Annotated in this window: 10 protein-coding genes; 2 read left to right on the top strand and 8 right to left on the bottom strand. The window is 67.6% G+C overall.

From position 1 onward, the window contains the following. Positions 1 to 79 precede the first annotated feature (79 nt). Entirely contained in the window at positions 80 to 2,953 is a 2,874-nt protein-coding gene (locus OMP43_RS20825; RefSeq protein WP_280281470.1) for a TonB-dependent receptor, read from the bottom strand. A gap of 129 nt (positions 2,954 to 3,082) precedes the next feature. Here OMP43_RS20825 and OMP43_RS20820 point away from each other — a divergent pair, with 129 nt between their 5' ends. After that, a complete protein-coding gene (locus tag OMP43_RS20820; protein ID WP_280281469.1) occupies positions 3,083 to 4,117 on the top strand; it encodes a sugar kinase in 1,035 nt (344 codons plus the stop codon). Positions 4,118 to 4,131: 14 nt separating this feature from the next. On the opposite strand, the gene OMP43_RS20815 is transcribed toward OMP43_RS20820, so the two are convergent. From OMP43_RS20815 to OMP43_RS20785, 7 genes are all read right to left on the bottom strand, one after another. Beyond that, positions 4,132 to 4,905 (bottom strand): TSUP family transporter, encoded by a 774-nt coding sequence (locus tag OMP43_RS20815; protein ID WP_280281468.1) that lies wholly within the window; start codon positions 4,903 to 4,905, stop codon positions 4,132 to 4,134. A gap of 84 nt (positions 4,906 to 4,989) precedes the next feature. Next, on the bottom strand, positions 4,990 to 5,868 hold the full coding sequence (locus tag OMP43_RS20810; protein ID WP_280281466.1) for a rhamnogalacturonan acetylesterase: 879 nt from the start codon (positions 5,866 to 5,868) through the stop codon (positions 4,990 to 4,992). Between the two features lie 34 nt (positions 5,869 to 5,902). Continuing rightward, a complete protein-coding gene (locus tag OMP43_RS20805) occupies positions 5,903 to 6,655 on the bottom strand; it encodes a 3-oxoacyl-ACP reductase family protein (RefSeq protein ID WP_280281465.1) in 753 nt (250 codons plus the stop codon). Further along, a complete protein-coding gene (locus OMP43_RS20800) occupies positions 6,652 to 7,944 on the bottom strand; it encodes an MFS transporter (RefSeq protein WP_280281464.1) in 1,293 nt (430 codons plus the stop codon). Before OMP43_RS20800 ends, OMP43_RS20805 begins: the two co-directional genes overlap by 4 nt. Positions 7,945 to 7,948: 4 nt before the next feature. After that, the gene (locus OMP43_RS20795) at positions 7,949 to 10,144 is read right to left on the bottom strand and encodes an alginate lyase family protein (protein WP_280281463.1); all 2,196 of its coding nucleotides are present in this window, start codon (positions 10,142 to 10,144) and stop codon (positions 7,949 to 7,951) included. Beyond that, positions 10,144 to 11,523, bottom strand: coding sequence for a polysaccharide lyase 6 family protein (locus OMP43_RS20790; protein ID WP_280281462.1), 1,380 nt, complete (start codon positions 11,521 to 11,523; stop codon positions 10,144 to 10,146). Before OMP43_RS20790 ends, OMP43_RS20795 begins: the two co-directional genes overlap by 1 nt. Before the next feature lie 126 nt (positions 11,524 to 11,649). Continuing rightward, on the bottom strand, positions 11,650 to 12,180 hold the full coding sequence (locus tag OMP43_RS20785; RefSeq protein ID WP_280281461.1) for a hypothetical protein: 531 nt from the start codon (positions 12,178 to 12,180) through the stop codon (positions 11,650 to 11,652). A 238-nt stretch (positions 12,181 to 12,418) separates the two neighbouring features. On the opposite strand from OMP43_RS20785, the gene OMP43_RS20780 reads away from it, so the two are divergent. Then, the gene (locus tag OMP43_RS20780) at positions 12,419 to 14,533 is read left to right on the top strand and encodes a TonB-dependent receptor (RefSeq protein WP_280281460.1); all 2,115 of its coding nucleotides are present in this window, start codon (positions 12,419 to 12,421) and stop codon (positions 14,531 to 14,533) included. The last annotated feature ends 185 nt before the right edge of the window (positions 14,534 to 14,718 follow it).

Here is a 14,718-nt window from a genome sequence, read left to right as displayed (position 1 = left end):
TGGTCTACCCCTCAGCAATGCCCCAGACCGCCGGCATTTGGAATAGGAAATTGGTCCGCACCGCTACACTCGGCCCAGGTCAGCGCAGGCGAATGCGGAAGCTCAGGAAATATTGCGGCCCGTAATATTCGACGTTCCGGGTGCTGCCGACGACCGGCATATACTCGACGCGCGGCGCGTTGAAGAGGTTGAGCGCCTGGAAGCGGATATCGGCGACCTTGTTGATCCGGTAGCTCAGGTTCGCGTCGAACGTGTTGTTGCCCTCGACATAGCGCAGCTGGGTATTGTCGCTGGTGAACGCCTGATAATAGCGCGAGCGGTAGCGATAGATGCCCTGGAGCGAGATCGGCCCGATCTCGTAAAAGGCCTGGGCCGAGAAGACGTGCTTCGAATAGCCGCTCAGGCCCGCCGCCGGGATCAGCCCAGGGATCAGCGCGCCCGTCACGCCGTCCACCACATCGCCATAGCGGATGTCCTGGGTCTCGTAGTTCGACCAGGCGTAATTGTAGCTCAGCTTCACGCCCAGCCCGTCGAGCGGATGCGGCAGCCAGCTGAACCGGTTCGAGGCCGTGATCTCCAGGCCGTAGAGATCGGCCTTGGCGTTGCTGTTCGCCGTCTGGGTGACGGGCACCGCATAGTCCTGGCCGCCGATGGTGAAATCCTCATCGGCGGTGATCGGGATCTTCCCGCCGCTGAAGCGCTTGTAATAGGCGGTCGCGGCGAACAGCGTGTCCTTGTTGGCATAATATTCGAACGCCAGGTCGCCGTTCCACGACATGGTCGGCTTCAGCCGCGGGCTGCCGGTGGCGATGATCGAGTTGATCGCGTCGGTCACCGAAGTGAAGCCGTTCCCCACTTCCAGCGTGATGTTCCGCCCGGCCCCCAGCGCGCTCGGCGCCGGGCGCGACATGGCGCGATAGATGCCCGCGCGCACCCGCATCCTGGGTGCGACATCGAAGATCGCGTTGACGCTGGGCAGCCAGCGCATCGTGCCCGCGGCGATCCTGGTATCGGTGAAGCTGCCATTGGCGCGCAGCGAGATCGTGCCGTCGCTGTTGTTGATCACGTCGAGGCCCGAGCGCAGCCCCCGGGCGGTAACCTGGGTATGCACGCCGCGCACGCCGAAATTGCCGCGCACTGGGACGCCGGCGAACCGCCCCGAATAGGTCGCCATCGCATAGCCGGCCCAAGTCTCTTCGGTGACGTCCGAATTCTCCACGGCGCGCAGGTCGCCGCTATTGCCCGGATCCTCGGTGCCCAGATAGTTGCGGAACTGGCAGAGCACGTCGAAGGTGGCGTAGCCGCCGATCCCCCGGCTCGGCGCATCGGCGAAGAAGTTGCGCTCGGGAAAGGACGTGCGACAGGCCAGATTCACTCTGCGGTCCACCGCCAGGTCGTTCTGGTCGATGTTCACATCGTTGCTGTAGCCGAAGAATTTCCGCTTGGCCCAGCGCCCGCCAATGTCGATCCGCTCGAGGAAGCCATCCAGCTTGTAGCTCGCGTCGAGCCGGGCCGAATGGATCTCGTCGTCGCGGCCGTCCTGCGATCGGGTCAGCCGGGCATCGTCGCTGAACAGGTCATGGTCGGTGGGGTCGAAGCGCGGATCATAGGCGAAGGCCGGCAGGAAGCTCTGCGTGAAGTCGACATGATAGGGGATGCGCTGATTGTTGATCGGCGTGCGCACGCCATAGATGTCGAACGGATCGGTGCGCAGGCGGACCTGGCGGGTGATGTCGAGCCGGGAGGTGTGCGAATAGCCGAAATCGGCCGTCACGGTGAGCCGATCCGCCGGCTTCCATTCGACATTGCCGCCAAAGCCCAGATATTTCTCGTCGCGCAGGAACAGGCCCGAAACGGTCTGCATCGTCGCCGAGCCATCGGCCGAGAGCATCTGGTGGTTGTCGCCGATCACCACATTGTGAAGGTTGTAGCGCCCCTCGGCGGTGCCGAAATCGTTGCGCTGCTCGCTATATTGGCGCCGTGAATATTGCAGGTCGAGATTGACGTCGATCGTCGGGCTCGGCTGCCACTGCACCGCGCCGAACACCGCATTGCGCAGGTCCGACGTGATCATCTGGCGATAGAGATACGAGTTGGACGCATGATAATAAGGCGTGCCCGCATTGCCCTGCTGGCGCGTCACTTCGGTGCAGTTGGCGGTGGAGATCACCGCGGCGTTGCACGTGAACCAAGTCGTGCTGGTGTAGAAGCGCTCGACAGGATCGTTCACATCGTTGCGCTGATAGCCGATCGAGACGCCGAGCCTGCCCAGCGCGCCGATATCGAACTGGTTGATATAGCTGGCCGTCGCCCGGTAGCCATAGGGGCTCCGGCCGCTGATCCGGTCCTGATAGGGATTGAGGTTGCCCTTGATCTCGGCCTGGATCTGGCGGCGCTTATGGTCGAGCGGCTTGCGCGTCTCCAGCTCGATCAGGCCGGCCACGCCGCCTTCGATCAGGTCCGCCTGCTGCGTCTTGTAGATCTTGATCGCGTTGAACAGCTCGGAGGGGAACTGGCCGAAATTCACTGCCCGGTCGCCCGAGCCGTTGGTCGCCTCGCGCCGGTTCAGCGTCGTCATGCTCAGGCCCGAGCCGAGGCCGCGGATCGAGACTTCGGTGGGGCCGTAATTGGCGCGGTCGATCGAGGCGCCGGTGATCGTCGCGATCACTTCGCCGACCGACTGGCCGGGCAGCTCACCGATCTCCTTCGACGATACCGCATCGACGATCGCATCCGCATTGCGCTTCGACTGGATCGAGGTCTGGATCGTCTCGCGGATGCCGGTGACGACGATCTGGTCTTCCCGGCTCTGCTCCGCCGCCGGCGTGTCCGCCGGCGCGGGCGCGCCATCCTGGGCCCGGGCCGGCACCGCCGCCAGCGCCGCGGCGATCGAGGCGCCCGCCAGCAATACCGAGCGGCCGCGCGCGCACGCACGGATGGAGACCATAGCCATTCAAATCCTCCCCGATTGTATTCTTATACCAATTATATGAACCAATATCCCAAATGATGTCAATGTTACCTTGATACCAATTATCCAATCCGCTTAGTGCCACCTCACGAAACGGGACAGGAGGATTGGATGGCAACCGGATCGGCCAGCAATGGCCCGGCGCGGCTTATCGGCTTCGGCGAAGTGCTCACCCGGCTCGCGACGCGGGGGCGGGTCCAGCTGCCCCAGGCGCACGCGCTCGACCTCCATATCGGCGGGGCGGAAGCCAATGTCGTCGCCGCGCTGGCCGCGCTCGGGCACCGCGCGGCACTGGTCTCGGCGATCCCGTCCGGCGGCCTGGGCGACGGCGCCTGGCGCGCGCTTGCGGCCGCGGGCGTGGACCTGGCTCCCAGCTTCCGCGCGCCCGGCCGCCAGGGCCTGTATTTTCTCAGCCCCGGCGGATCGCTGCGCCCCTCCGAGATCCTCTACGATCGCGCCGGCAGCGCCTTCGCGGCGCATGACTGGTCCGCGTTCGACTGGCCTGCGGCGTTCGCGGGCGCCGAATGGCTCCATGTCTCGGGCATCACTCCGGCGCTCGGCCCCGATCTCGCCGCCGCCACCGGCGCGGCGATGGCCGCAGCACGGGCCGCCGGCATGCGCGTGTCGTTCGACGGCAACTACCGCGCCAGCCTGTGGGAGCGCTGGGACGGCGATCCGCGCGCCATCCTGACCGGCCTGGTCCGCCGGGCCGACCTGTTCTTCGCCAATCACCGCGACATGGCGCTGCTGCTCGACCATCCCTTTTCGGGCGATGGCGCGGCGCGCCGGCGCGAGGCCGCGCTGGCCGGGTTCGCCGCCTTTGCGAACCTGCGGTGGATCGCTTCCACCGCCCGCCGGGTCGAGACCAGCGACTGCCACCACCTCGCCGCGCGCATCGACACGCCCGATGCCGGCTTCCAGACGGGAGAAGTAGCGATGCCTGGCATCGTCGACCGGATCGGCGGCGGCGACGCGTTCGCGGCGGGCGTGCTGCACGGGCTGATCGAAGGCGCGCCCGCGCCCCGGGCCGCCGAGCTGGGCCTCGCACTGGCCTGCCTGAAGCACAGCGTGCCGGGCGACATGGCGCTGTTCCCCCGCGCCGAGGTGGAGGGCTTTTCGGGCAAAGGCGCCGATGTGAGGCGCTGATCGCGCTTCGGAAGCTAGAACCACCCCCAGATCGGGTTCGCCGGGTCCGCGAGCAGCTTCACGGTCAGTGCCGCCGAGAGCAGCACGAGCAGCGGCCGCACCCCGCGCCCGCCATAGCGGATCGCCAGCCGCGCGCCGATCTGGTTGCCGGCCATGTTCGCCAGCGCCATCGCGATGCCTAGCCCCCAGAGCAGCTTGCCGCCCGCGATCATCGCGAGCAGCCCGGCGAGATTGGTCGAGAGGTTGAGAAACTTGGTGTTGCCGATCGCGCGGACCAGCCCCAGCCCCGCCAACGCGACCAGCACGGTGGTGAAGAACGAGCCCGTGCCCGGCCCGAAGAACCCGTCATAGAAGCCGATGCCGGTGACGATCAGCGTGAGCCCCACCGGCCCGATCCGGGCGTGGCGATCGGCTTCGCTCATCCGCGGCGCCAGCAGGAAATAAAGCCCCATCAGGATCAGCAGCACCGGCACGAAGGCGGTGAGGAACGAGGGGTTCATGAACTGCAGCGTCGTCGCCCCCGCCGCCGCGCCGGCAAAGGCGCCGCAGGCGGGCAAGGCGAAGCGGCGGAAGTCGACATGGCCGGCCCGGGCATAGGTGAGCAGCGCCGATCCGGTGCCGCAGGCGCTGGCGAGCTTGTTGGTGGCGATCGCCGAGACGGGCGGGATGCCCGCCGCCATCAGCGCGGGCAGCGAGATCAGCCCGCCGCCGCCCGCCATCGCGTCGATCGTGCCGGCGAGCAGCGCCATGGTGACGAGGAAGGCGAGGATGTCGGGCGTGAGGTGCATGGCCAGCCCGATAGGGCAGGCGCGGCCGGCGAAAAAGAGGGGCGCGGCCGAGGGAGTCGGACCGCGCCCCAGGGACGGAGCCGGTCAGGGCAGCAGCTGGCTGCTCAATTCGGGAACCGCAGCGGCCAGGTCGCGCGCGACGATCCTGGCGAAGACCTTGGCGCCGGCCTCGCCGACATGGGTATAGTCGAACTTGGCGACGATCCGGCCGCGCGGACCGGCCTTGGGCAGCGTCGCGGAGGGCGGGGCATCGGGCGCCGGGCGCGGGCGCAGCGTGGTGCCGGCCCGGGCCGCCGCCACTTCCTCGGGCAGCGGATCGGCCATCGCCAGCTGCATCGCCTCGACCGGCCCGAGCTGCTCGACCGCCCTGGCGCTGTCGCGGTTGAGCTCGACCACCGGCACCTTGTTCTCGAGCGCGACCTTGCGGATCGCATCGGCCCAGGCGGCCAGCGTGTTGTCGAGCCGGCCGTTCCGGAACTCCCGGCGCGAAAGCGGAGTCACCAGCACCGGCACCGCCCCTGCCGCGCGCACGTCGAGCACCATCTGCCGGAGATTCGCCGGGAAGTCGGTATTCAGGTCGGTCCAGCGCTCGGCCTTGGTCGACTGGTCGTTATGGCCGAACTGGATCAGGACATATGTCTTCGCATAGCCCGGTGCCCGAGCCTCGCCCATCGCGATGCCCCACGAGCCCTCGGCCCGGTAGCTGCGGGTCGAGCGGCCGCCGCGCCCCAGGTTGAGGCAGGCGACGCTCGACTTGACGTGATAGGCGCAGAACACCGACGCCCAGCCGCTGCCGGGCGCCATGGTGGAATCGCCGACCAGGATGATCTTGTAGGCGGTGATCGGCGGCGCATCGACGCGCTTCTCCCGCTTCTCGAGCGGAGGCTGGGCCTCCAGGGCCTGGGCGAAGGCCGCCCCCGGCAGCGCCGCCAGGGCGGCCAGCGTGATCGCCGTCTTCAACATGTCATGCCCTCCCGGTCACGGCTGCCTCCCTCGATCACGAGAAGGCCAGGCCGCCATTGATGTCCATGTTGACGCCCGTCAGGAACGACGAGTCGCCCGAGGCGAGGAAGACCACCGCCGACGCCACTTCGTCCGGATGGCCCTCGCGCCGCAGCGGCGTATTGCCGGCCACGGCCTTGCGCCCCTCCGGCTTGGAGAAGGTGTCGTGGAAGCTGGTGCCGATCAGCCCCGGGCACAGCGCGTTGACGCGGATTCCCCGGGGGCCCAGCTCCTTGGCCAGGCTGCGGGTAAAGGTCATCAGCGCGCCCTTGGCGGTGGCGTAGATCGAAGCGCCCGGCCCGCCGCCGTCGCGGCCAGCGAGCGACGAGAGATTCACGATCGTGCTGCCCTCGCCCAGATGCGGCAGCACCGCCTTGGTGACGAGGAAGGCCGATTTCAGGTTGAGTTCCATCACCTGGTCGAAGAACGCCTCGTCCATTTCGGCCAGGGACTTGCGGGCGACCATGCCGCCGGCGACGTTGACCAGCACATCGACGCGCTGGCCGAATGCGGCGGTCGTCTCGTCGACCAGCCTCGACACCTGCTCGGGCCTGGTCACATCGGCCTGGACCAGGATCGCGGTGCCGCCCGCGGCCTCGATCTCGGCCACGGTCGCTCGCGCCGCGCCCGCGTCGCTGCGATAGTTCACCGCGACCCTGGCGCCTTCCGCCGCCAGCTGCAGCGAAACCGACTTGCCGATGTCACGCCCGCCGCCGGTTACGATGGCGACCTTGTCCTTCAATTTCATGCTGGGTCCTGCTTGGTCTGGGGAGGGGTTTCGACGCGCGGGACTCCGCGGCCGAGAATGAGGATGGCGAGAAGCGCGAGCGGCACGATCGCCGCGGCCAGCGCGAATATCGGGGCATAGCCTTGGGCGGTCATCACCGGCACGAGCCAGGTGGTGATCAGCGTGCCGGCCACCGCGGCGGTGCCGCTGATCCCGGCAAGGCTGCCCACCGCGCCGCCGGCGAAATAGTCGCCCGGCATGGTCTGGATATTGTTGATCGCCACCTGGAAGCCGAACAGGATCACCGCGATCAGCAGCACGGCCGCCAGCGGAGTCGATGCGCCGGCGGTGAGCAGCAGCGCCGGCAGCATGATCCCGCATCCGATCGCGATGGCGAGCTTGCGCGCCGCCAGCGCGCTCCAGCCCCGGGCGATCAGCACGCCGGAGAACCAGCCGCCAAGCAGGCTGCCCAGCATCGCGCCGACGAACGGCACCCAGCCGAACATGCCGATCTGCTTCACGTCGAAGCCGAAGGTCTCGGCCAGGTAGATGGGCAGCCAGGAGACGAACAGCCACCAGACCGGATCGAGGAAGAAGCGGCCGAGCAGGATCGCCCAGCTCTGGCGGTAGCGCAGCAGCGCGAGCATGCCGGGCGCCGGCGCCTCGCTCCCGGGCGCATCGGCGATGGCGGCGCGCGCGGCGATATGCGCGCGCTCCTCGTCGCTCAGCCAGGGATGGCGATCGGGATCGGCGCGGTAGACGAGCAGCCAGGGGATCAGCCAGACAAGGCCGAGCACACCGACCAGCACGAAGGTCATCCGCCAGCCGAACCCGGCATAGAGCGCGGCGACGGCAGGCGCCGCGATGATTGCCCCGATCGCGGCGCCGGCATTGAAGATGCCCTGGGCGAAGGCGCGCTCCTGCGGCGGGAACCACAGCGCATTGGCCTTGACCGCGCCCGGCCAGTTGCCCGCTTCCGACACGCCCAGCGTGACGCGCAGGCAGAGCAGCGCCCCCAGCGAGCGGACCAGCGCATGCGCGCCGATCGAGACCGACCAGACCGCAATGGCGATGACGAAGCCGATCCGCGTGCCGATCCGGTCGAGCAGCTTGCCGAACAGCGACTGGCCGACCGCATAGGCGACCATGAACATGGTCACCAGCAGCGCATAGTCCGCCTTGTCGGCGCCGATATCCCTGGAGACCGCCGGCCACATCACCGCGAGCGCGTTGCGGTCGATATAGTTGATCACCGTCACCAGCCCGATCAGGCCGATGACAAGCCAGCGCAGGCCCTTGACCCTGGTCATCGGCTCAGTTTCCCCTGCCGGTGTCGAACCGGGCGAAATGGCCCTTCCAGTCGATCTTCCTGCCATCGACCGTGGCGCTGTGCGCCGCCCCGGCATCGGCGGAGAAAGCGATGGCGAGCATGATGCCGCGGCCGTCGGCGAGCTTGATCGTCACCACATCGGCATCGCCGGTGCGGACATGCGTGAAGCCCTTGACCCGGCTGTTGCTCGCGGTGGTCTTCTCCTCGCCGGCGTCGTAATTGCCGTGCGGCTCGAGCAGGTTGACGAACTGGGCGCTGGTCGCCCCCGTCACACGCTCGATCAGCAGCGGCTCGCGGCGCAGGTTGAAGCGGGGATCGTTCGCGCCGCTCTCGCCCAGGATCACGCTGGCGCCCGCCGGCGCGATCATGCGGTAGGTGTAGAAGCGATTGTCGTTGATCCAGGTGACCGCGCCATTGTCCGCGCCCGGCATGCCCGTCGCATCGACCCAGATGTGCTGATAGCCGTTCGCCTTGCCGAGCACCGGCCGCTCGGCGGTGTTCGACTGGAGCGGGAAGCCGATCGCGGTGATCTGCCCGGCATAATGGAGCGGCAGGTCATAGGTCGCGGGCTTGTCGCCGGTCGCGTCGAGCAGGTCGACGATCATCGGGCTCTCGACGCCATCGACCGGCAGCTGGATCAAAGTGCGGCGATAGCGCACCCCCGGATAGGCGCCGGTCATCTCGGCGGTGCTGATCGTCGCCTGCGGCGTGCTCGCCCAGAAGAGCTGCTTGGGCGCCAGCTTGTCGCCCACCTTCCACTTGCCGCCGAAATTGCTGGTCTCGTTCACGACCAGCGTGTTGTGGGCGACGGTCTGCTTCGCCCAGCTCTCATTTTCCTTGAGGTAGCGCCCGCCGTCCTTGCTCTCGACATTGAGGAAGCGCGCCGCGCCGTAATCGGTCACGATGGCATGGCCATTGTCGTAGAGAATGTACGACAGCTTGTCGAAATGGCCGTGCCCCATGCCCATCGCGGCATTCTTGGCGACGAGCACCTGGTCGCTGTCGCCCGGGCCCGAGCGCATGATGGCCAGCCCGCCCATCTCGCCGTTCGGCCCGTCGCGCAGGAACTGCGCGGCGAAGGGGAAAGGCTGGGCCTTGCCCGCCGCCAGGTCCTTCGCGACCATCAGCCCATCCGGGGTCAGCACGGTGCGGCCCTGCCACTTGGCGATCGAGAGAAGCGCCGGATCCCTGGTCGCTTCATAGCCGATCGCCACCGACTGATAGAGCTCGTCGGTCTTCAGGCTCTTGTCCGGCATCGCGTCGTTGAACGGGAAGAAATAGCCGTCATAGGTCGTCTGGATCGAAGTGCGGATCGCCTTCAGCAGCACGCCGTCGCGGTGCTGGAAGATCTTCTGCCCGGGCTGGTTCGCCGCGATGAAGCGCGCGAACAGCACGAAGGGCAGCATCGCGTAGCGCTGGTAATAGGGCCCTTCGACATAATAGCCGTCGGGCGAGAAGAGCTGGTCGATCTGCGCCAGGAAGCCGAACTTGCCGTCGCGCTTGAGGCCCTTCAACGCCACTTCGACAAAGCCCTGATCGCGAAGCGTATAGCCGATCATGCCCACCGCGGCGCAGGCCCAGGTGGCATGGTTGTGGATCTGGTCGAACTCCTCGGCCTGGCCGGCCGACAGGAAATTCGCCATCGGGCGGAACAGCTTGTCGTCGATCGTCGCGCGATCGGCGGCGCTCAGCGACTCCCGGATCGCGTCATAGCCCTGCACGGCATAGACCGCCCACACCGCGTCGTTGAGGCTCTGCCAGAACAGGCGCCCCGGCCGCTGGTCGCTCGCCGCCGGATGGTTGCCGAGCGTCGGGTAGAGCCTGGCATATTCGAGCAGTTCCGCCCTGGCGAAATCGGCATAACGCTGCTCGCCGGTGATGCGGAACAGGAGCCCGGCGCCGTAGATGGCGGTGTAGTTCCTTTTGTGCTGCTCATGGGTGTAGCCGCCGCCCGGATCCTTGGGCTGGGGCACCACCACCCCCGTCTTGATCGCCTTGTCGACTTCGCGGCGGGCCCGCTTCAGCTCGGCGGCGAACAGCGGATAGGCCGTGGCTTCCTTCGCCGTCGCCGCCATTTCGGGCGCGCGGAAAAGGGTCGGCTCATCGCCCGGCGCGGTCTGCGCCATGGCAGGCGTGGCGAGCAGGGCGGCACCGGCGAGGAGAAACGCGAAACGAGTCATCAATGGCTTCCCGGAAGCGGCGATGCCGCGGGCTTGGCGTACCAGGAGACACCCGTCTCCTCGCGCGCGATGGGCTTGAGCGAAGGATCGGCACCCGTCTCCGCCAGGGTCGGATCGGTCGGATAGAGCAGGCCGTTGGCGGCACGCGCGAGCACTACCTGGCGACGGTCCATCGCAATGGGCAGGGCGGCGGGGCCGGGCGCGGACAGGACGTTGCCGGCAAAGCCGATACCGGCGATGTCCGCCCTGGCGACGAAGGGATCGCCGCGCTTCGCATTGACGAACAGATTGCCCTCGAACCGGGTCGAGACCGGCGGCAGCGACAGTTCCGCGCTCGCGCCATTGCCCAGCGTCACCGTCGCGGCGTCGATCACGCTGTTGCGCGCGATCAGTGCGTCCGCGACCTGGACATAGCGGTTGAGCGGCGAATTGGGCACGCCGTTCATCAGCGAGATCGCGCTGTACGGCCTCTCGCCCGCCAGCCCCTCCAGATAGTTGTTCCGCACGACCTGGCGGCGGTTGATCACGCGGATGCCGCCGGTCCGCTTCACGCCATTGCCGAAGAACATATTGTCCTCGATCACATTGCCGTGCCCGTGGCGCATCACGAACGCGCCCTGGCTCTCGACCACGACATTGCGCCGCAGGATGTTCGCGCCCGACTTGATCGAGACGATCTCCGCTTCGCCGTCGCAGCGCTCGAAATAATTGTCCTCGACGATCGTGAACGAGTCGCTCTGCGATTCCTGGCTGGTGCCGATGCGGATGGTCTCGCCGCCATTTTCCCCGAGGGGAGGCCGCGGGCCGAAATAATTATGGTCGATGCGGTGATGGTTATCGAGCGGCAGGTTCGCGGCGCGCACCACGACCAGCATCGCCCCGCCATGCATCTTGCCGACAAAGTGCGAGTGATCGACGCGGTTGTTGCGCCCGTAGAGCGAGACCCAGTGATCGGTCCTGGCCGTATCGGGCGGGCCATAGCCGTCCACCACCACCCCGGTGAGCCGCGAATTCTCCGCCCATCGCTTCGTCCCGTCGCGAAACGCGATCAGCTCCTCGTCGCCGCCATGCCCATCCTTGAAGACGAGGTTCGACACGATGAGCCAGCGCCCCGCCATGCGCAGGCTCGACTTGCCAGTGAGGATCACCTTGCCCGGCGTCTCCGCGGTCAGCGTGATCGGCTTGTCCGCCTGGCCCATGGCCGAGAAGCGCACCGCGAAATCGCGCCATTCGCCATTGGCGAGCACGATGCGGTCGCCCGGCGCCAGCATCTTCGCCGCGACGGCATACTCCTGCTGGTCATGGACAAGCATGTCCCGCGCGGCCGCCGGAAGCGCGGAAACCGCAACCATCATCATCGACAGCGCCCAGGGTCGCAACGGATCCTCCCCATCGGCTCTGATGGCCGATGTGAGTGGACTATCAGTTGGGATCGCTATGCGCAAGCCAATTTGAATACCAATTTACTGGACCAAAACTGGCACAGTGGTTCTATACCATGATGATCAGCCCCGGGGGCGGCCGGCGAAGAGCGGCGCGAGCGTCACCGCGCCGGCGCCGATCAGGATCGCGGCGACTGCCGGCTCCAGTTCGTCGGCGAGCCAGAAATAGGCCACCGCACTCGCCGCTGCGACAATGGCAGCGGCCGCCAGCAACGACGCCGCGCGCAGCAGCGGGCCGGCACGGCGCGGCCAGCCGTCGACGATCCGGCGAACCCGGTCGAGCGCGGCGGCGGAAAAGCCCGCGGCCTCGGCACGCATGGCCTCGCCCGCATCGATCGCCGCGCCTTCGAGCCGGTACTGGATGGCGAAGCGGCGAAGCGCCTCGAGCCGTGGGTTGGCGAGGCCGGATACCCGGCGCGAGCCGAACAGCATCGCCCCCAGTCGTTCGATCCGGCGCGGCGCGCGCAACGAAGCACGGCCATCCGCCTGGGAAAGCTGGAGCGTGCGCAGCTCGAGCGGGCTCAGCACGGCCTCGGCCGGCACGGCGCCGGCCATGCCCTCCAGCATCGCGACCCGGCTATCGAGATATGCCATTGCAATCCTCCTGTTCGACGGAGCGCTATCTAGGTGCGGCGCCCGCCCGGGATTAGCCGCGCGCGCGGCATCGCAAGGTTTCCGCAAATGCGACGATCCCGGGACGGAGCGGAGGCGCACGGCCCGCAGGCCCCGGCGACGCCCAGTCGGTCCGGAAGCGGGACAAAAGAACTTGATACCTTATATCATCGCGATTACCGCGATGCAGCAAGTTTCATGGTTCGGGAAAGATTCGTCGATGTTGCGTTCGCTGCTGCTTGGTTCCGCCGCCCTGCTCGCCCTGCCTGCCCATGCCCAGACGGATGCGGACGGCACGGTCGCCGCCGCGCCGGCGAGCGACGGCGGCAGCCCGGCGGCGGCACCGCAGGACCATGACCAGCCGGGCGCACAGATCGTCGTCACCGGCACCCGCGCCCGCAACACCGCCGACGTGCTGGGCGGCACTACCGTCCTCGCCAAGGAAGAACTCACGCGCGACCTGCGCCCGACGATCGGCGAGACCCTGGCCCAGCAGCCCGGTGTCTCGGCCTCGTCCTTCGGCCCCAATGCCTCGCGCCCGGTGCTGCGCGGCTTCATCGGCGCCCGCGCGCCGCTGCTCACCGACGGCATCGGCAGCATCGACGTGTCGAACACCTCGGCCGATCACGCGCCGATCATCAACCCGCTCACCGCCGATCGCATCGAAGTGCTGCGCGGGCCGACCGCGCTGATCTTCGGCCCCTCGGCGATCGGCGGCGTGGTCAACGTCATCGACAGCCGCATCCCGCGTCACATGCCCCAGGAGGCGGTGCATTTCGACGGCATCGCCAGCTATGGCAGCGCCGCCGACGAGCGCTCGGCCTCGGGCGCGGCGGACGTGCCGGTGACAAGCAAGATCGTCCTCCACGCTGATGGCAGCTTCACCCAGACCGGCAACCAGCGCACCGGCGGCTATGTCCTGTCGCCCGCGCTCCGGGCCCAGGCGGCGGCGAGCGCCGATCCGGCGATCCAGGACCTGGCCGACCTCAAGGGCCGGGTGCCCAACACTGCCGCCAAGACCTGGGACGTCGCCGGCGGCGCCGCGATCATCGACGGCAACAACAATCTCGGCTTCTCGGTGAGCCATTTCGACACCTTCTACGGCGTGCCCATCCGCTATTCGCTCGATCCGTCGATCGAGGCCGAGCAGGTGCGCCTCCATGCGCAGCAGACCCGCGTCGATATTCGCGGCGAAGTCGATACCGGCGGCGGCATCTTCAAGCAGATCCGCACCCGGCTGGCCGCGGCCGACTACAAGCATTCGGAGATCGCGGAAGACGGCACCGTCGGCACCACCTTCTACAATCAGGGCTATGAAGGCCGGCTCGAGCTGGTCCAGGCCGCGCGCGGCGGCTGGGAAGGCATGGTCGGCGGCCAGTTCTCGCTGCGCGACATGCATGTGGTGGGCGACGAGAAGTTCCTGCCCAAGAACTCGGCGCAGCAATTCGGCCTGTTCACGCTCCAGTCGCTCGACCTGGGCGCGTTCAAGGCGGAGGCCGCGGCGCGCTTCGAGCATAATATCGTCGATGCCCAGGCCGATGCCGATATCGGCAACCCGGCCTATAATCGCACCTTCAACAGCTTCTCCGCATCGCTCGGTGCCAGCTATGCGGTGGCCCAGGGCATGCGCTTCGGCGTCAACGTCTCGCGCGCCGAGCGGGCACCGACCCCGGAAGAGCTGTTCGCCAACGGCCCACACGCCGGCACCCAGGCGTTCGAGATCGGCAATCCGAACTTCGGCACCGAGAAGAGCTGGGGCGTCGAGGCGACCTTCAAGGGCTCCGGCGACGGCTTCGCCTTCTCGACCGCGGCCTATTACAACTGGTTCACCGGCTATATCTACGACACGCCGACCGGCGCGACGCGGGACGATCTGCCGGTGTTCCAGTACAATCAGGCGAATGCCCGTTATTACGGGTTCGAGGCCGAGGGCTCGTTCCGCATCGCGACGGTAAAGGACTTCTCGATCAACGCCACCGCGCTGGCCGATTATGTCCATGCCGAGATCGTCGGCACCGGCCCGGCGCCGCGCATCCCGCCGCTGCGCGTCAATGGCGGGCTCGAGGCGACTTCGGACCGCTTCTCGATCCGCGGCGAAGTCGAGCATGTATTCGACCAGACGCGCATCTCGGCCTTCGAGACGCCGACCGACGGCTTCACCCTGGTCAACGCCTCGATTTCGTGGAAGCCCTGGGGCGCCGGCTCGAACACCAGCCTGCAGCTATCGGCCAACAACATCTTCAACGTCGAGGCCCGGCGGGCCGCGAGCGTGCTGAAGGACTATGCGCCGCTGCCCGGCCGCGACATCCGCGTGACCGCGCGCATCCAGATCTAGTCCGGCACCCATCTACCCATGATCGTCATCCCCGCCCAGGCGGAGATCCAGAGTCGCGAAGGGCATTGCTTTGTTGCCCTGGGTCCCCGCCTTTGCGGGGATGACGGAATTGAGGTTGGGCCGGATCATTGCATCGCGCCTCTCGTTACGCGATCCAATGCCGATGCACCCCGCCCCCGAAGCCC

It is taken from the genome of Sphingomonas sp. CBMAI 2297 (assembly GCF_029870595.1).
Lineage (GTDB): Bacteria > Pseudomonadota > Alphaproteobacteria > Sphingomonadales > Sphingomonadaceae > Sphingomonas.
The sequence above is the reverse complement of the archived record's forward strand: the minus strand, read 5'-3'. Positions and strand labels throughout refer to the sequence as shown.